The organism is Actinomyces sp. zg328 (assembly GCF_009829635.1).
In the GTDB taxonomy this organism is placed as follows: Bacteria; Actinomycetota; Actinomycetes; order Actinomycetales; family Actinomycetaceae; genus Actinomyces; species Actinomyces marmotae.
Map to the genome: position 1 here is coordinate 1 of NZ_VWPE01000001.1, position 17,617 is coordinate 17,617.

Annotated in this window: 14 protein-coding genes; 9 read left to right on the forward strand and 5 right to left on the reverse strand. The window is 72.9% G+C overall.

Going from position 1 to position 17,617, the window contains the following annotated elements; translation table 11 throughout:
• Positions 1–107: 107 nt before the first annotated feature.
• Genes GVV75_RS00005 through GVV75_RS00015 form a run of 3 tightly spaced genes read right to left on the reverse strand, consistent with a single transcriptional unit; the run spans position 108 to position 2,796 of the window.
• Positions 108–1,118 carry an Fpg/Nei family DNA glycosylase gene (locus GVV75_RS00005; protein ID WP_159812941.1) on the reverse strand — a complete coding sequence of 337 codons (1,011 nt, stop codon included), beginning with the start codon at positions 1,116–1,118 and terminating at the stop codon, positions 108–110.
• Between the two features lie 57 nt (positions 1,119–1,175).
• Positions 1,176–2,285: a glycerate kinase gene (locus GVV75_RS00010; protein ID WP_159812943.1), complete on the reverse strand. Its 1,110-nt coding sequence runs from the start codon at positions 2,283–2,285 to the stop codon at positions 1,176–1,178.
• 49 nt (positions 2,286–2,334) lie between these two features.
• Entirely contained in the window at positions 2,335–2,796 is a 462-nt protein-coding gene (locus GVV75_RS00015) for a ribose-5-phosphate isomerase (RefSeq protein WP_159812945.1), read from the reverse strand.
• A 92-nt stretch (positions 2,797–2,888) separates the two neighbouring features.
• On the opposite strand from GVV75_RS00015, the gene GVV75_RS00020 reads away from it, so the two are divergent.
• The 7 genes from GVV75_RS00020 to GVV75_RS00050 all read left to right on the forward strand — a co-directional run bounded on the left by GVV75_RS00020 (position 2,889) and on the right by GVV75_RS00050 (position 11,843).
• Positions 2,889–5,009: a M13 family metallopeptidase gene (locus GVV75_RS00020; RefSeq protein WP_159812947.1), complete on the forward strand. Its 2,121-nt coding sequence runs from the start codon at positions 2,889–2,891 to the stop codon at positions 5,007–5,009.
• Between the two features lie 317 nt (positions 5,010–5,326).
• Entirely contained in the window at positions 5,327–6,280 is a 954-nt protein-coding gene (locus GVV75_RS00025; protein WP_159624826.1) for an LPXTG cell wall anchor domain-containing protein, read from the forward strand.
• Between the two features lie 20 nt (positions 6,281–6,300).
• Positions 6,301–7,377 carry an LCP family protein gene (locus GVV75_RS00030; protein ID WP_236266008.1) on the forward strand — a complete coding sequence of 359 codons (1,077 nt, stop codon included), beginning with the start codon at positions 6,301–6,303 and terminating at the stop codon, positions 7,375–7,377.
• 123 nt (positions 7,378–7,500) lie between these two features.
• The gene (gene pepN / locus GVV75_RS00035) at positions 7,501–10,080 is read left to right on the forward strand and encodes an aminopeptidase N (protein ID WP_159812949.1); all 2,580 of its coding nucleotides are present in this window, start codon (positions 7,501–7,503) and stop codon (positions 10,078–10,080) included.
• 118 nt (positions 10,081–10,198) lie between these two features.
• The gene (locus GVV75_RS00040; protein ID WP_159812951.1) at positions 10,199–10,993 is read left to right on the forward strand and encodes a GntR family transcriptional regulator; all 795 of its coding nucleotides are present in this window, start codon (positions 10,199–10,201) and stop codon (positions 10,991–10,993) included.
• A 113-nt stretch (positions 10,994–11,106) separates the two neighbouring features.
• Positions 11,107–11,388 carry a PTS glucose/sucrose transporter subunit IIB gene (locus GVV75_RS00045; protein ID WP_268891767.1) on the forward strand — a complete coding sequence of 94 codons (282 nt, stop codon included), beginning with the start codon at positions 11,107–11,109 and terminating at the stop codon, positions 11,386–11,388.
• Complete coding sequence (locus GVV75_RS00050; RefSeq protein WP_159812953.1) at positions 11,385–11,843, forward strand: PTS sugar transporter subunit IIA; 459 nt, start codon at positions 11,385–11,387, stop codon at positions 11,841–11,843. The genes GVV75_RS00045 and GVV75_RS00050 overlap by 4 nt, the downstream gene beginning before the upstream one ends.
• Before the next feature lie 80 nt (positions 11,844–11,923).
• Here the strand turns inward: GVV75_RS00050 and malQ are convergent, their stop codons facing one another.
• The gene (gene malQ / locus GVV75_RS00055) at positions 11,924–14,110 is read right to left on the reverse strand and encodes a 4-alpha-glucanotransferase (RefSeq protein WP_159524167.1); all 2,187 of its coding nucleotides are present in this window, start codon (positions 14,108–14,110) and stop codon (positions 11,924–11,926) included.
• Positions 14,111–14,368: 258 nt separating this feature from the next.
• Complete coding sequence (locus GVV75_RS00060) at positions 14,369–14,623, reverse strand: glucose PTS transporter subunit EIIB (RefSeq protein WP_159524166.1); 255 nt, start codon at positions 14,621–14,623, stop codon at positions 14,369–14,371.
• A 235-nt stretch (positions 14,624–14,858) separates the two neighbouring features.
• Between GVV75_RS00060 and ptsP the strand changes: the two genes are divergently transcribed.
• Positions 14,859–16,556 carry a phosphoenolpyruvate--protein phosphotransferase gene (gene ptsP / locus GVV75_RS00065; RefSeq protein ID WP_159524165.1) on the forward strand — a complete coding sequence of 566 codons (1,698 nt, stop codon included), beginning with the start codon at positions 14,859–14,861 and terminating at the stop codon, positions 16,554–16,556.
• The gene (locus GVV75_RS00070; protein WP_159524164.1) at positions 16,553–17,509 is read left to right on the forward strand and encodes an acyl-CoA thioesterase; all 957 of its coding nucleotides are present in this window, start codon (positions 16,553–16,555) and stop codon (positions 17,507–17,509) included. Before ptsP ends, GVV75_RS00070 begins: the two co-directional genes overlap by 4 nt.
• The last annotated feature ends 108 nt before the right edge of the window (positions 17,510–17,617 follow it).

The following is a 17,617-nucleotide window of genomic DNA, read 5'->3' on the forward strand; positions in this document are numbered from 1 at the left end:
TGGCCCGCCCCGCGCTGCCGGGGCTCCGCCCGGGGCGCTGCCGGGGCTCCGCCCGGGGCCCACCGGCCCACCGGCCCATCGCCCGCCCGGGGCGGATGGGAGCGGCGTCAGGCGCGCTGGCAGGCCGGGCACCAGAAGAGACGGCGCCCGGCGACCTCCCGCTGCGCGATCGGCGTCCCGCAGCGCAGGCAGGGGCGCCCGGCGCGGTGATACACGTACCAGCGGGCGGCCTCCGGATCATCCTCGGGCAGCGGTGACGGGACGTCGTCGAGGTCGACGGTCGTGATGAACCCCGTGGCCACCCCGTACTCCATGAGGGGGACAAGGTCGTCCCACACCGCCCTCAGGCGCGCCAGGCTCACCCGGTTGCCCGCCCTGAAGGGGCTGATGCCGCAGCGGAAGAGCGTCTCGGCGCGGTAGATGTTGCCCGCGCCGGCCAGCACCGACTGGTCCATGAGCAGCTCGCCGATCGCCTTGCGGCGCGCCCGGGCCGAGGCCACAAAGGCCTCCCGCTGTCCGTCGGCGCGAAGCGGGTCGGGGCCGAGGCGACGGCGAACCGCCGCCACGCCCTCGGCGTCGATCACCTCACAGGCGCTCGGCCCGGTCAGGTCCGCCACCCCGTGCTCGCCGAGCAGGCGCAGCCGGACGGCGCCGCGCGGCTCGGGCGGCACCCACGCCCCTGGCTGGGCGCTGGGCGCGCCGGCCCCATGGCCCGCGCCGCCGTCGGCGTCCTCGGCGCCTCCCGCCAGGCCCGCCAGCGCCGATCCGCCACCGCCGCGCAGGGCGTGCTCCCCGCGCTCCCCCACCTTCCGCCTGGGCGCCCCGATGGCGTGCGGGGCGGTGAAGCGGGAGTCGCCGTCGAAGGTCCATGAGCCGTACAGCCCCAGGTGGATGCGCAGCCAGACGACGGCGCTGTCGCCCACCGGCATATCGGCGCGGGGCGCGAAGGCGGTGAAGAGGTGCTTGCCGTGGGCCTGCGCCTCCAGGAGGACCCGGCCATCGAGGAGGGCGGCCCCGGCGGCGAAGCGGCCCTGGGGCGAGGAGACTCTCAGCACCTGCCCGCCGTAGAGCTCGGTGAGGGCGGCGGCGAGTCGGTGGATGGTGTGTCCTTCGGGCATGGGCCGACGGTACCCGCGCGCGGCCCGCGCCCGCGCGCCGGCGGTGAGGGGCGGGCGTCAGAGGCGGTCCCGCAGGTAGCCGGCGACCGCCTCGCGCATGTTCTCCGGGCCTCGGGCCAGGGCTTGGGCCAGCGGCTCATCGGGGGACCCCACCTTGACGAGGTCGCGAACGCCGTGGTCGAGGAGGGCCTCCGCGCCGGGCTTGATCCGTCCCGCGAGGACGACGCACGGAACGCCCTCCTGGCGGGCCAGGCGGGCCACGCCCGCGGGCGCCTTGCCGTTGAGGGTCTGCTCGTCGACGGAGCCCTCCCCGGTTAGGACGAGGTCGGCCCGCGCGATCGCGTCGCGCAGCCCGATGGCCTCGGCGACGAGCTCGACGCCGGGGCGCATGCTCGCGCCGAGGAAGGCGCTCAGCGCGAAGCCGAGCCCCCCGGCCGCCCCGGCCCCCGGCTGCGCCGCCTCGGCCCGCGCGCCGGTGAGCTCGGCGAGGCGGGCGAGGCGGGCGTCGAGTATCCCCACCATGTCGGCGCTGACGCCCTTCTGGGGCCCGAACACCGCCGTCGCTCCATTGGGCCCGGTCAGCGGGTTAGTGACGTCGCAGGCCACGAGGATGGTCGCCTCGCGGGCGGCCTGGGACAGGCCCGCGAGGTCGACGCTCTCGATGAGCCCCATCCGCGCCGGCTCGGGACCGACCGGCCCGCCCGAGGCGTCGAGGAGGCGGACGCCGAGTTCGGTGAGCATGCCCAGGCCGCCGTCGTTCGTCGCTGACCCGCCCAGGCCGATGACGAGGGTGCGGGCGCCGCCCTCCAGCGCGTGCGCCATGAGCATGCCCAGGCCGCGCGTGCTGGAGCGCAGGACGTCCCGCTCGCCCGGGGCAACCCGCTCCAGCCCGGCGCAACTGGCGACGTCCATGACGGCGCGGTCGCCGGCCAGCCCGTAGACGGCCTCGATGGGCCGCCCGAGCGCGTCGGCGCTGGGCGCGCGGACCATGTCGGCGCCCCAGGAGGCGCCGACCGCGTCGACGAACCCCTCCCCACCGTCGGACATGGGCATCAGGACGGTGCAGGCCCCGGGGACGGCGTCGCGCACGCCCTCATCCATGGCCCTGGCGGCCTGGAGGGCCGTCATGCTCTCCTTGAAGGAGTCCGGCGCGAGCACGATCCTCATCGCTGCTCTCCTCTTATCGGCTCGGTGGATGGCCCGCCCCGCCCTCTCCTCAGGCGTGCCCTGGGCGCGCAGCCTCGTAGGCGGCCAGCTGGTCGATGCGGCGCTGGTGGCGCGCCTCCCCGCTGAAGGGCTCGGCGATGAAGGCGTCGACGATCGCCAGGGCCTCCTCCAGTGAGTGCATGCGCCCGCCCACGCTCACCATGTTCGCGTCATTGTGGGCGCGGGTCAGGCGCGCCGTCTCCAGGTTCCAGGCCAGGGCGCAGCGCGCGCCGTCGACGAGGTTGGCGGCCATCTGCTCGCCGTTCCCGCTGCCGCCCAGCACCACCCCGAGGCTGCCGGGCTCGTCGACGACGGCCTGGGCCGCCTCCAGGCAGAAGGCGGGGTAGTCGTCGTCGGGGTCGTAGGAGAAGGCGCCGTGGTCGATGACCTCATGGCCGGCGTCCTGAAGGTGGCTGACGAGGGCCTCTTTGGTCTCGTAAGCGGCGTGGTCCGTGGCGATATGGATGCGCATGAGCCGATTCTGCCCCAGCTCAGCGGCGCGCGCCCACCCCCGCCGGCCCACAGATGTGCGACAGGGGATGGCCCCCGGGTTAGGTTGGGCGCATGACCACCACAGGCAGCACAGCCAGCACCGCCAGCGCCCCTGAATCACCCGATGCCGGCCGTGTCCGCGCGGGAGTCCTCGAGCTCGACGCCGTCGACGCCGGGCTGCGCCCGCAGGACGACCTGTTCCGGCACGCCAACGGCTCCTGGCTCGCCACCGCCGAGATCCCCGCCGACCGCCCGGGCACGGGCTCCTTCACGCTCCTGCGCGACGCCGCTGAGGAGGCCTGCCACCAGATCCTGCGCGACGCCGCGGCGAGCGAGGAGGCGGCCCAGCCCCGCCCCGCCACGCCGGCGGGCAAGATCGGGGCCCTGTTCGCGACCTTCATGGATGAGGAGCGCATCGAGGCTCTGGGCGCGGCGCCCCTGGCCCCCGAGCTCGCCCCCGTCCTGGAGGCCCCCACCAAGGAGGCCCTCGCGCGGGCCCTGGGGGCGGGCGCGCACTTCACCGGGCCCATCGACGCCGGCGTCTACAACGACATCAATGATCCCAACCGCTACACCACCTGGATGGACCAGGCCGGCCTCGGCCTGCCCGATGAGTCCTACTACCGCGAGGAGGGACGCCAGGAACTGCGCACCGCCTACGTCGCGCACGTGGCCAGGATGCTGGAGCTCGCCGGGCTGCCCGAGCGCCTCGGCGCGGGCCCGCAGGACCTGGCCGAGCGGATCATGGCTCTCGAGACCTCCCTGGCCAAGGGCCACTGGGACCGCGTGGCCTGCCGGGACATCGACAAGACGAACAACCCGATGAACTGGGAGGGGATCGTGGGCTCCTCCCCCGCCTTCCCCTGGGAGGCCTGGCGCGAGGGTGCCAGGGCGGCCGCCGCCGCCGCGGGGGTGGGGCGGACCACTTACCTGGACGAGACGATCGTCAACCAGCCCGATTACCTCGCTCACATGGCTGGCTGCTGGGAAGCCGCCCCCCTGGCGGACCTGCGGGCATGGGCCTGCTGGCACATCACGCAGAGCCGGGCCACGCTGCTGTCCAGCGACTTCGTGAATGCCAGCTTCGACTTCTACGGAAAGACCCTTCAGGGCACCGATGAGTTGCGGCCGCGCTGGAAGCGCGGCGTGGGCCTGGTGGAGTCGAGCCTCGGGGAGGCCCTGGGCGAGATCTACGTGGCCGAGCACTTCCCGCCCGAGCACAAGGCCGCCATGGAGCGGCTCGTGGCCGACCTCATCGAGGCCTACCGGGGCTCGATCTCCACCCTGGAGTGGATGGGCCCGGCCACCCGCGAGCGCGCGCTGGCCAAGCTCGACCAATTCACCCCCAAGATCGGCTACCCGGACTCCTGGCGCGACTACTCCGCCGTCGTCATCACCCCAGGGGACCTGCTGGCCTCTGTCCGCTCGGTGGAGGCTCACGAGAACGCCCGGGCCCTGCGCAAGCTCGGCGAGCCGATCGACCGCGCCGAGTGGCACATGACGCCGCAGACCGTCAACGCCTACTACAACCCGGCGATGAACGAGATCGTCTTCCCCGCCGCGATCCTCCAGCCCCCGTTCTTCGACCCCGAGGCCGACGACGCCGTCAACTACGCGGGCATCGGCGCCGTCATCGGCCATGAGATAGGTCACGGCTTCGACGACCAGGGATCGACCTTCGACGGCACGGGGAAGGTCGCCGACTGGTGGACCCCTGAGGACCGTCAGGCATTCTCCGCGCGCACCTCCGCGCTCATCGCCCAGTACGACGCCCTCACCCCGGCCGCCATCGCCGCCAAGCATGAGGAGGCCGGCACCCCGGCCGCTGATGTTCCGCACGTCAACGGGGCCCTGACGATCGGGGAGAACATCGGCGACCTCGGGGGCGTGGGCATCGCCCTGAAGGCCTACCGCCTGGCCCTGGCCCGCGTCGGCATCGAGGGCTTCGAGGGGGCGCCGGTCATCGACGGCCTGACGGGCCTGCAGCGCTTCTTCTACTCGTGGGCGCGGATCTGGCGGACGAAGAACCGCGACGACTACGCCGAGCTGCTGCTGACGATCGACCCGCACTCGCCGGCCGAGTTCCGCTGCAACAGGATCGCCAGCAACGTTGACGCCTTCTACGAGGCCTTCGACGTGGCCCCCGGTGACGGCATGTGGCTCGACCCGGAGCAGCGCGTGTCCATTTGGTAAGACCCAGGCTCGCCGATGGGGGCGGTGGGGAGGACTCCCCACCGCCCCCGTCGCACCCCATGGGCGCGGCGATTCCTGGCGGTCCGATGAGCGCAGCCGATGACCGCCATCCCGGGCCATGGGCCCGCCCGCCGCCGCCCCCGCCCGGCATGGGGCGTCGCCAGAATGGATGAGACTGCTGCGACACGCGAGCCTCCTGGGACGAGAACCGGGCTCATCACACGGGTTATGCGCCTTGCATCCGCAATCAGATCGAGGCAGGATCGTTACCGTCCCCAGGCACCCCATGGTGCGCCCCGACCTCAAGGAGGACACAGATGCGTCTTGGACGTCCCCTCGCTATCACCGCCGCAGCCGTTCTCGCCGCCGGTGCCGTCACCACCACCGCGACCGCCGCCGAGTCCGACTTCGCCTTCAGCGACGACGTCGCCCGCGTCGCGGACCCCGCCAGCACCGCCTTCCCCATCAGCGGCACCGGCTGCACCAGCACCGCTGACCGCCCCACCGAAGTTCTGGTGACCCTCGCCCAGGGCGACCCGGCCAAGAACCCCAAGGCAGCGACGCCCACCACCATCAGCGTCAAGCCCGGCACCAGCAACTGGTCCGGCACCCTCAACCTGGCCGCCGCCATCAAGGAGGTCGGCGCCGACCCGACCACCGAGCCCTGGTTCCTCGCCGCCGAGTGCCAGGAGTACGACAAGCACGATGGCGCGACCACCGCCCGCCGCCTCATCCTGGACGCCACCAAGGCCGAGGGCACGCTGACCCTCAAGGAGGACAACGGCGCCCAGAGCTTCGAGTTCACCGGCTCCGGCTTCACCCCCGCTGAGACCGTCACGCTGACCCTCAGGGACGACAACGGCAAGATCGTGGCCACCCTGGCCACCATGACCGCCGATCCCGATGGCAAGGTCTCCTCCTCCTTCCCGGCCCCCGCCGGCGTCCCCGACGGCTCCTATGACGCCGTCGTCGAGGGCTCCCGCTACGGCGAGGGCGGCACGCTCGAGTACAAGGTGACCGTCTCCAACGGCGTGTTCTCCTACGAGGGCAAGGGCGGCAGCGGGCTTGTGCGCTCCGCCAACAAGCCGTCCGCCAACAACGCCGCGGCCGACCCGGCCGTCGCCGCCCCCGGCGCGGCGCAGAACGCCGCCGCCCCCGCGAAGGAGGGCCTGGCCAACACCGGTGCCGACGCGATGACCTTCGTCATCATCGGCGGCAGCCTCGCCACCGCTGGCGGCCTGCTCCTGGCGGCCCGCCGTCGTCGCGCCTGACGCCCCATCGGGCCGGTCGAGTGAGCAGTTCACCCGCCGCCCCTGACCGCGCGCCCGCCCGGGCCCCGAAAGCGCTCACCGCGCTCGGGGCCCGGGCGGGCCGTTTCGCGCGCGCTCACCGCGCCCTGACCGTCCTCATCGCCGGCCTCGTGCTCGCCCTCGCCCTGGCGCTCGGCGACCTGGGGCTCCTCGCCCACCGCATCAGGCACATGCCCGTCGCGATGCCCCACCACGCGAGCGCCCTGGCCGCGGGCGACGCCACCGTCCCCTACGAGGGCGAGACCTGGCTCATCATCGGCACCGACTCCCGGCTCAGCGTGCCGGGCGGGCCGGACCGCTACGGGGACGCCTCCGGGGACCGGGCGGGCGCCCGGGCCGACGTCGTCGTCCTCCTCCAGCCCGGGCCCGGCGCCCCGCGCGCGACCGTCCTGCCCCGCGACCTCACCCTGCGCGTCGGCGCCCTTCATCACGAGCGTCTGACCACCTCCTACCTCAAGGGCCCGCAGAGCACCGTCGACCTGCTGTGCTCCGCCCTGGGCGTGCCCACCACGCACCTGGTGACCGTCGACATGGCCGGCTTCGCAAGCATCGTCGACGCCGTCGGCGGGCTCACGCTCGACTTCCCCGAGCCCATCCGCGACGAGAGGGCCGGGCTGGACATCCCCACCGCCGGAACGCGCACCCTCAGCGGGATCGACGCCCTCGCCCTCGTGCGCTCCCGCCACCCGCAGATCCTGCGCGACGGGCAGTGGACCGCCCTGAGCGAGACCGAGGGGGCCCAACGCCGCAGCGAATCCACCGGCCTCGTCATGAGTGCCCTCATGACCGCCCTCGCCCAGAAGTCCTCGACCCCGTGGGGCGCGCGCTCCCTGGCGCGCGCCGTGGCCGGCACCCTCACCACCGACGAGGGCACCGGACTGGTCGATCTCGCCCGGCTCGGCTGGGACCTGGCCGCCGGGATCGAGGACTCTCAGGGGCTGGAGGTCACCACCGTCCCCGCCCCCACCGTGGGCGACGGCTTCATCGCGCTGCCCACGCCACAGACCTACTCCGCGCTCTCGGCCCGGGGCTACGCCCCCGGCACCTGCTCGCCCTGATGCCCCGGGAGCCCCAGCACTGTTCACGCGCCGCGCATGAGGGGGCCGCGCCGGCGCGGCAGTGAGAGGATCGGGCGAAGCCCCGCGGGGCGCGCGAGCCCCGCCACGATGACAGGAGCGCAGATGCCCGGAATCAACCTGACCCGCGATGAGGCCCGCGAGCGCGCCTCGCTCGTGACCACCGAGAGTTACGACGTGGTCCTGGACCTGTCCGGGGCGGCAGACCCCGACCAGGTGACCTTCCGATCGGTGACCACCGCGCGGTTCTCCGCGACGCCGGGCGCCTCGACCTTCATCGACCTCATCGCCCCACGGGTGCGCGAGGTCCGCCTCAACGGGGCTGCCCTCGACCCGGCCGCGGTCTTCGCGGACTCCCGGATCGCCCTGGAGGATCTGGCGGAGTCCAACGAGCTCGTCGTCGTCGCCGACTGCGCCTACATGCGCACCGGTGAGGGCCTGCACCGCTTCACCGACCCCGCCGACGGCGCCACCTACCTCTACACGCAGTTCGAGGTGCCCGACTCCCGGCGCGTCTTCGCGGTCTTCGAGCAGCCCGACCTCAAGGCCTCCTTCACCTTCACCGTCACCGTGCCCGACGGCTGGACCGTCTTCTCCAACTCCCCCACCCCCGAGCCGAGCCCCGCGGGCGCCGGGGCGCGGGTCTTCTCCTTCGCGCCGAGCGAGCGCATGAGCTCCTACATCACGGCGATCGTCGCCGGGCCGTACGTGGGGGCCACCGATGAGTACCGCGCCGATGACGGCCGCGTGGTGCCGTTGGGCGTGTACTGCCGCGCCTCGCTGGCCGAGCACCTCGACGCCGACGAGATCCTGGCGCTGACCAAGGGCGGCTTCGCCTTCTACGAGGAGCTGTTCGGCACGCCCTACGCTTTCCCCAAGTACGACCAGGTCTTCGTCCCCGAGTTCAACGCCGGCGCCATGGAGAACGCCGGGATCGTCACCCACCGGGACGACTACGTCTTCCGCTCCCGCCCGGTGGAGGCCCGCGTCGAGCGCCGCGCGGTGACGATCCTCCACGAGCTGGCCCACATGTGGTTCGGGGACCTGGTGACCATGGAGTGGTGGAACGACCTGTGGCTCAACGAGTCCTTCGCCGAGTACACCTCCACCCTGGCCACGGCCGAGACGACGCGCTTCACCGACGCCTGGACCACCTTCCAGACCCTGGAGAAGGCCTGGGCCTACAACCAGGACCAGCTCTCCTCCACCCACCCGATCGCCGCCGAGATCAGGGATCTTCACGACGTCGAGGTGAACTTCGACGGCATCACCTACGCCAAGGGCGCCTCGGTGCTCACCGCCCTCGTGGCCTATGTGGGCCGCGAGCGGTTCTTCGCGGGGATCGCCCGCTACCTGGAGGCGCACGCCTTCTCTAACGCGACGCTGGCCGACCTGCTGAGCGAGCTCGAGGCCGTCTCCGGGCGGGATCTCGCGGCCTGGACGCGGGTGTGGCTCCAGGAGGCGGGGGTGACGGCCCTGCGCCTGGAGACCACCACGGATGATGCGGGCCGCATCGCCTCCGCCACCGTCGTCCAGGAGGTCCCGGAGGGCTCTCCGGCGACGCTCCGCCCGCACCGCCTGGCGATCGGGGCGTATAGCCATGACGACTCCGGGGCGCTGACGCGGGTCGGGCGCGTCGAGTTGGACGTTGCCGGCGCGCGCACGCCAGTGCCGGGCCTGGTCGGCATGCCCCGCCCCGAGGTCCTGCTCGTCAACGACGACGACCTCACCTACGCCAAGCACCGCCTAGACGAGGCCTCCCTGTCCGCCGCGCTGGAGGGGATCGGCGACTTCACCGACTCGTTGGCGCGCTCACTGATCCTGGCCTCGGCCTGGGACATGGTGCGCGACGGCGAACTGCCCGCGTCCCGCTACCTCTGCGCCGCCTTGGAGGCGCTGAAGGCGGAGTCCCACTCCAGCGTGGTCCAGGGGCTCCTGGCGCGGATCGGCACCTGCCTCGCTCTCTACCTACCCCCCGCGGTGCGCCGCGAGGCCGCCCCCGAGGCCGCCGGGGCCCTGCTGGCCCTGGCCCGCGGCGCCGAGCCCGGCTCCGACCGCCAGCTCCAGCTCGTGCGCGCCGTGGCCGCTCACGCCGTGAGCGAGGAGCAGATCGACGCCGTCGCCGGGTGGCTCGACGGCTCCGCCGCCCTGCCGGGACTGGCGGTGGACGCCGACATGCGCTGGGAGCTCCTCACCGGTCTGGTGGCGGCCGGCCGCGCCGGCGAGGCCGAGATCGCCGCCGAGGAGGCCCGTGACCGCACGACGACGGGCCGCGAGCGGGCGGCGGGTGCCCGCGCCTCGATCCCCACCGCCGAGGCGAAGGGGGCGGCCTGGCGGGCGCTCGTGGAGGACTCCTCAATGCCCAATGAGACGCAGCGCCAGGCGCTGGCCGGCTTCGGCCGCGTTGAGCGCGCCCCCGAGCTCATGGCGCCCTTCATCGAGGAGTACGTGGCCGCCATCGAGCCCGTCTGGTCGTCGCGGACCTTCCACATGGCCGAGGCCCTCCTGGAGGGGCTGTGGTCCTGCGCGACCGTCGGCCTCCCGGGCGCCGACCCGATCGGGGCACTCGAGGGCTGGCTGGACGCCCACGCCGATGCCCCGGCCGCGCTGCGCCGGATCGTGGCGGAGAATCTTGACGACGCTCGCCGGGTGGCCCGCGCCCAGGCGGCGCAGGCGGCGGCCTGAGTGGCGAGGGGCCGTGGCCTCCCACGGCCCCTCGTGGCTCTCGCCCGTCCAAGAGCGCACATCGCCCTGACGATGCGAGGCACAATGGGACCGCCCCTGGCCCCTTTCCGAAAGCGCCATGACCACCTCATCATCCCCATCGAGCCGCCGCGCCCGCTCAGCCCCGCGCGCGCCCGCCAAGTACGTCGTCGTGAGGGACCACCTCCTCTCCCTCATCGCCGACGGCCTTGAGCCGGGCTCGCCCATCCCCTCCGAGAGGGAACTGTGCGAGACCTTCTCCGTGTCCCGGATGACGGTGCGCCAGGCAATCGACACCCTCGTCGTCGACGGCGCCCTGGAGCGCCACCAGGGCCGGGGGACTTTCGTGTCCCAGCCCAAGCTCGACCTCCAGTTGCGCCTGTCCTCCTTCACCGATGAGATGCGCCGGCGCGGCATGGAGCCGGGATCTGTCTTCCTGACCGCCGAGACCACGCGGGCCACCCCTCAGGTGGCCCAGGCCCTCGAGATCGCCACCGGGGACGAGGTGCATCACCTGCGGCGCCTGCGCACGGCGGACTCGACCCCGATGGCGATCGAGGAGAACTGGCTGACCGCCTCGCTGCTGCCCGGCCTCCTGGAAGGAGCGCTCGACTTCTCCGTCTACCAGCGCCTGGGGGAGGTCGGCCTGGAACCGAGTTGGGGCGAGGACGTCATCCAGGGGCATGTCGTGTCCTCGGAGGAGGCGATCCTCCTGGGCGTGCCCGAAGGCGCGCCGGCCCTCGACATCACCCGCCGCGCCTTCCACGACGACGTGGCGGTGGACTACTCCCGCTCCCTGTACCGCGCGGACCGCTACACCCTGTGGGTGCCCGTCGCGGCCCCTCACCCCGCGGCCTCGCGCCCCTCCGCCCTGCGAACCAGGCTGAACCAATGAGCCCGCCCGCACGGGCCCGCGGAGCGCCCGCGCACCGGGCGAACGGCGCCCCCATCGGGTGACGCGGGAGTGATAACGCTCTCAATCAGCGGTATCGTTCACATCCAGCCGCTATAGCCGGCAGCGCACCGCAGCCGCGCCCACCGCATCCAGGAGGAGCAACCATGTCCCAGGCACGCCAGATCGTCGAGGCCCTCGGCGGCTTCGACAACATCATCGAGATCGAGCCCTGCATCACCCGGCTGCGCTGCGAGTTGGAGAGCGCCTCCGCCGTCGACGAGGCCGCGCTCAGGGCCGCCGGAGCCCACGGCATCATCACCGTCGGCGACGTCGTTCAGATCGTCATCGGCCCCACCGCGGACGCGCTCTACGAGCAGATCGAGGACCTTCGATGACCCTGGAGGTCCTCTCCCCCCTGGCCGGAGCCGTCGTCACCCTCGACGACGTCCCGGACCCGGTCTTCTCCGGCCGGCTGATCGGGCCGGGGCTCGCCGTCGATCCGCCCCGCGCCCCCGGGGAGGTCGTCACGCTGGCGCCGATCCCCGGGCGCGTGGCCAAGATCCACCCGCACGCCTTCGTCATCGCCGCCGATGACGGCAGGAGCGTGCTCGTCCACCTGGGCCTGGAGACCGTGGGCCTGGGGGGCGGGGGATTCACCGTCCACCGGGAGGAGGGGGCGAGGGTGCGCGCGGGCGACCCGATCATCACCTGGAGCCCGGCCCGGGTCGAGGAGGATGGTTTCAACCCGGTCGTCCCGATCGTCGCCCTCGACGCCGGTGCGGCCGACCTCGCCCTCGTCGCCCCCGGCACCGCCGTCGCCCCCGGCGACGCGCTCATCACCTGGTCCTAGGCGGACGGACGGCGCCCCCAGGGACCAACGAGGCGGGGTCCCGGCCGATCGGCCGGGACCCCGCCTCGCGCTCACGATGATCAGTCCCGGGGCGTGCGGCGCTGGCCCATCTCCTGACGGATCGCCTGGAACAGGCTCGCCGACCGCGTATTGCCCGGTAGGTCCTCGATGAGGACCGGCTCGCCCGAACTGTCCGCCAGGGGGATCCTCCAGTTCGGGTACTCCTGGTCCGTGCCCGGCTGGTTCTGCGTCCTGCGCTCGCCGACGCAGTCCACGAGGGCGACGCCGATGAGAGCCGAGGGAGTACGCGCGATGTACCGGTGGAGCGCTTCGACGATCTCGCGCTCGGAGGGGTCGGCGCCCAGCAGGCGGTGCTCGCGCAGGCGCTCGATCATCCGGTCGCGCTCCATGCTCGCCTCGGCGCGCACCTGCTCGACCGGGTCCGCCAGCAGGCCGAGGCGCTCGCGCAGGGCGACGTGCTCGTCGGCGAGGTAGCCCGCGGTGGGCGGCAGGTCGTGGGTGTTGACGGTGGACAGCGCGAGGCGCCGGTAGTCCTGCGGCTGGAGCGGCCAGCCATCGCCCTGCTTCTCGAACCAGAGCACGGAGGTGCCCAGCACGCCCCGGCCGGCGAGGTAGTCGCGGGCCCAGGGCTCCACGGTGCCCAGGTCCTCGCCGATGATGACGGCGCCGGCGCGGTGAGCCTCCAGGAGGACCACGCCGACCATTGCCTCGTGGTCGTAGCGCACGTAGGCGCCCGAGGCGGCGCCCATGCCCTTGGGGATCCACCACAGGCGGAACAGGCCGATGATGTGATCGACGCGCAGCGCGCCGGCATGGCGCAGGACGGTGCGCACCATGTCCCGCAGTGGCTGGAAGGCCGTCTCGGCCAGGTACACGGGGCTCCACGGCGGCTGGGACCAGTTCTGCCCCAACTGGTTGTACATGTCCGGCGGGGCGCCCACTTCGATGCCGGGGGCGAAGGCCTCGGGCTCGGACCACACGTCCGCCCCCCGGGCGTGGACGCCCACGGCGAGGTCGTCCATGATCCCCAGCGCCATGCCGGAGGCCTTGGCCTGCTCCTGGGCCCGCGCGAGCTGCTCATCGACGATCCACTGCAACCAGGCGTAGAAGTCGATGCGGTCGGTCAGGGCGCGGGCCTCGTCGGCCACGACGGCAGAGGAGGGGTCCTTGAGGGCCTCGGGCCAGCCAGCCATCTCGCCGTGCTTCTCGGTCAGCGCGCACCACAGGGCGAAGCGCTCCAGGCCCTCGCCGGCCTCGGCGCGGAAACGCTCGAAGTCCCGGCGCCGGGAGCGCGAGCGCCCGGCGGAGAAGACGACCTCAAGGGCGTCGCGCTTGAGCTGCCAGATGGAGTCCCGGTCGATCGGGTCGACGGTGCGGTTGGTCGCGGCGAGCTCTTCCAGGGACCACTGGATGAGCGAGCGGCGCGGCCCCGACAGCCGGGTCATCTCCGGGATGGCCTCGGGGCGGATGTAGATCGGGTTGACGAAGCGCCGGGTGACCGGGAGGTAGGGCGACGGCGTCATCCGCCCTGAGGGCTCGGCCGCGTGCAGGGGGTTGATGAGCAGGAAGTCAGCGCCCTCGTCGCCGAGGAAGGAGGCGAGCTCGGTCAGGTCGTCCGCGTCGCCGATGCCCCAGGAGTCGGCTGAGCGCGCCGAGTAGAGCTGCGCCATGACACCCCAGCCGCGCTCGCCCAGGCTGGCGGGGAGGTCGAGGCGGTCCGGGGTCATCGCCAGCGCCGCCGTGGCGGTGGTGGCGGGGCGGTCCTCGACGGCCTCGATCTCGGCCACGAGGGTGTGCCATCCCAGTGGCAGGTCCCCGGGGACGCGGAAGGAGGCGCGGCCGGTGAGGACGCCGTCGACCTCCCGGGGGCGCTCCCAGTCCTCGGCCTGCTCCAATTCCACGGAGCCCCCGGACTCGAGTTCGACGCGCACGGTGACCTGGGCGCCGTGGGGGATGTGGAGGGCCACGGGGGCCTCCCATCCCTGGCGGCGCACGACGGTCGGGGGGAGGATGCGCTTCCAGGGGGCGAGCTCGGCATCGGCCAGGGACGCCTCGATCTGGGCGTCGGTCGCGGCCGCGACCCCGAGCGCGGCGAGGACCGCCACGAGGGTGGCGCGGCTGGGCGCGGCGCGATTGCCGTGGTAGTCCCAGTACTCGGTGGAAACGCCGTGCATCTCCGCGAGGCGCTTGAGGTCCTCGCCCGCGGGCTCGTCGGAGGCGGTTCCAACGGGGGTCGACTCAGTCATGGGCAGTGCCGCCTGTTCTCGTGAGCGCTCTCACGCCGGGAGCGCTCGTGCGATGCCGTCGCGCTCGGGATGGATCGGGTACGGACCTTCCCGCCGGGGTGACGTCTTAGTCAGTCGCGGTCGTAGGAACAGGATAGGGTCCGCGTGTTGCTGCAAGCCTTTCACAGTCTGGGCCGGAGCGCCAAAGCCTCCCGTCGGCGAGTCGCGCCCGCGGGGCGGGATGAAGGGCGCCGAGCGGGAGGGCCCGCGGGAGGGCCCTCAGAGCGACGCGATCTCGTCGGCGAGGGCGTCCGCCGTCGGGCCGACGACGACCTGCACGACAGAGCCGGAGCGGACCACGCCGAAGGCGCCCGTAGCCCTCAGGGCCTCCTCATCGACCTTCCCCTGATCGACGACCTCGACCCTGAGCCGGGTGATGCAGGGCTCGAGGACCATGATGTTGTCACTGCCCCCGAGGCCCGCGACAATGCGCTCCGCCGTCGTACTCATCGCTACTCCTTCACTCGCCTTCATGCGCGGCCCGCACTCCCTGTGCGAGAGTGATCCGACATCTATTATCAGGCTCGCCCGGCGCCGCCGCGCACGGCTCGCCATCATGTGCGCTCCATCACCTCCCCCGGGACGCTGCTCCCCTTTAAGGCGGGGCCGTGTGCCAATCGTGATTCATACCCCGGTCCCTCTCCCGAAAGCGCCCCCAGGCGTGCACAATGGTCCCTACGACCGCCTCCAGCACTGACGAGGAGCACTCATGGCGCTGTCCGACGCATCTCCTACTTCCCTGTCCGGTATCGGCGTGAGCCCCGGCATCGTCGCGGGGCCCGTCGCCCGCATGGCGCCGGGCATCCCCGAGCCCGAGCTCGCGCTCATCGACGCCTCCCGCGACCTCGACAAGGAGTGCGAGCGGATCGAGGCCGCGGCGCAGACCGTCAAGAAGGGCCTGGAGCTCTCCGCCGCCCAGGCCAAGGGCGAGGGGCGCACCCTCCTGGAGACGACGGCGCAGATGGCCGCGGACCCCACCCTCACCTCCTCCGCGCAGGCCATGGTCCGCGAGCGCAGGCTCGTGCCCGAGCGGGCGGTCTGGGAGGCCGCCGGCACCCTCGCCTCGATGCTCGAGTCGCTCGGCGGCTACATGGCCGAGCGCACGCGCGATGTCGCCGACGTGCGCGACCGCATCGTCGCCGTCCTGACCGACTCCCCCATGCCCGGCATCCCGGTACTGCCCGAGCCCTTCATCCTCGTGGCCGAGGACCTGGCGCCCGCAGACACCGCGCTGCTGGACCCGGAGAAGGTCGTCGCCTTCGTCACCTCCGAGGGCGGCCCCACCTCGCACACGGCGATCCTCGCCCGCGCCCTGGGCATGCCCGCCATCGTGGGCACCGGCGCCGAGGTCGCCGACCAACTCCATGATGGGGACATCGTCCTGGTGGACGGCACGAAGGGCGTCATCACGCTCAACCCCGACGAGGCCGCGCTGCGCCGTGCCAAGGAGTTGGCCAGCCGGGTGCGCGTCTTCAACGGCGACGGCGCCACGAAGGACGGCCGGGAGGTCCAGTTGCTCGCCAACGTGGGCGACGCCGCCGGGGCCCGCAGCGCCGCTGAGGCCGGGGCCATGGGCGTGGGCCTGTTCCGCACGGAGTTCTGCTTCCTCGACCAGCCCGAGGAGCCCACCATCGAGGCGCAGGTGGAGGCCTACACCGGTGTCCTGGCCGCCTTCCCCGGCAAGAAGGTCGTGGTGCGGACCCTGGACGCGGGCGCCGACAAGCCCCTGCCCTTCCTCACCGACGCGACGGAGGCCAACCCGGCTCTCGGCGTGCGCGCCTACCGGACCGCCCGCCGCGACCCCGATGTGCTGGAGCACCAGCTCGAGGCGCTGGCCAAGGCCGAGGCCGCCACGGACGCCAAGGTGTGGGTCATGGCCCCCATGATCTCCACCGCCGAGGAGGCCAAGGCCTTCACGGACAAGGCGCGCTCCTACGGCCTCAAGACGGCCGGCATGATGATCGAGGTCCCCTCGGCGGCCCTCATGGCGGATAAGCTCTTCGAGTACGCCGACTTCGCCTCGGTGGGCACCAATGACCTCACCCAGTACGTCATGGCAGCGGACCGCCTCCTGTCCTCCCTGGCGGACCTGTCCACCGCCTGGCAGCCGGCCGTGCTGCGGCTCATCAAGCAGGCCTGCGACGGCGCGGCCCCGCACGGGCGCCCGGTGGGCGTGTGCGGCGAGGCCGCGGCGGACCCGGCCCTGGCCACCGTCCTCGTGGGCCTCGGCGTGGCGAGCCTGTCGATGACCGCGCGCGCCCTGCCGGACGTGGACGCCGTCATGAAGTCGGTGACCTTCGAGGAGTGCCAGGAGCTGGCGCGCATCGCCATCGACTCGCCCACCGCCGAGGACGCGCGCGCGGCTGTGCGCGCCAAGCTGCCGATCCTGGAGGAGCTCGGCCTGTGACGACGCCGTATCCCGTCCCCTCCGCCAGCGAGGAGCCACTCGGCTCCCTCACCCGCATCCTGGCACTGGCGGAGGGTGACGGGACCGACTCGTTCCTCGGCGACTCCCTCCCCCACCTCTCCGGGCGCATCTACGGCGGGCAGGTCATCGCCCAGGGCCTGCTGGCGGCCGCCGCCACCCTTCCGGAGGCGGCCGATAACGCCCTGGAGCCGCGCCTGCCACACTCGCTCCACGCGTACTTCATGCGGGGCGGGGATCCTAAGCAGCCCGTGGTCTACGAGGTGGAGCGGCTCCATGACGGGCGCTCCTTCTCCCAGCGCCGCACCACCGCCCTGCAGGCGGGCCGGGCGATCCTGGCCATGGTCGCCTCCTTCCAGATCGACCAGGAGGGATCACAGGCCCAGATCGCCGCGCCATCGGTCCCCGGTCCCGAGGAGTTGGTCAGCGCCCTGGAGATCTTCCGGACGCTGGACGACCCGGCGGCCAAGTTCCTCGGGCGCACCGCCTCCTTCGATATCCGCCATGTGGAGGGGAACATCTACCTCGGCCCGGGCGCGGAGGTCACCCACCGGCAGCGCCTCTGGCTGCGCTCGCGCGGACACGTCCCGGAAGAGGCCTCGCAGACGGTGCACCGGGCGCTGCTGACCTACGTCTGCGACCAGGTGATGCTGGAGCCGGCGCTGCGCAGTCAGGGGCTGAGCTGGCGCAGCGAGGGGATGAGTCTGGCCACGCTCGACCACGCCCAGTGGTTCCACCGGGATGTCGACGCCTCGGACTGGCTGCTGTTCGTCCAGGACTCCCCCACCTCGCAGGGCGGGCGCGCGGCGGCGCGGGCAGAGGTCTTCGACTCCGCCGGCCGCCTGGTCTCCACGATCGCCCAGGAGGGCATGATCCGCATGCCCACGGCCACCTCGCGCGGCAGCGGCGAGTGGGCCGTCCGCTTCGACGCCTGAGCCCCGGACCTGGTGAGCGCCCGCGAGCCTGAAGCTTCTCCGCGGGCCTCCATCCACGCGGCGGGAAGTTGCTCGCGCGTCGACATCCGTTCCCTCCGCGCCGGGGCC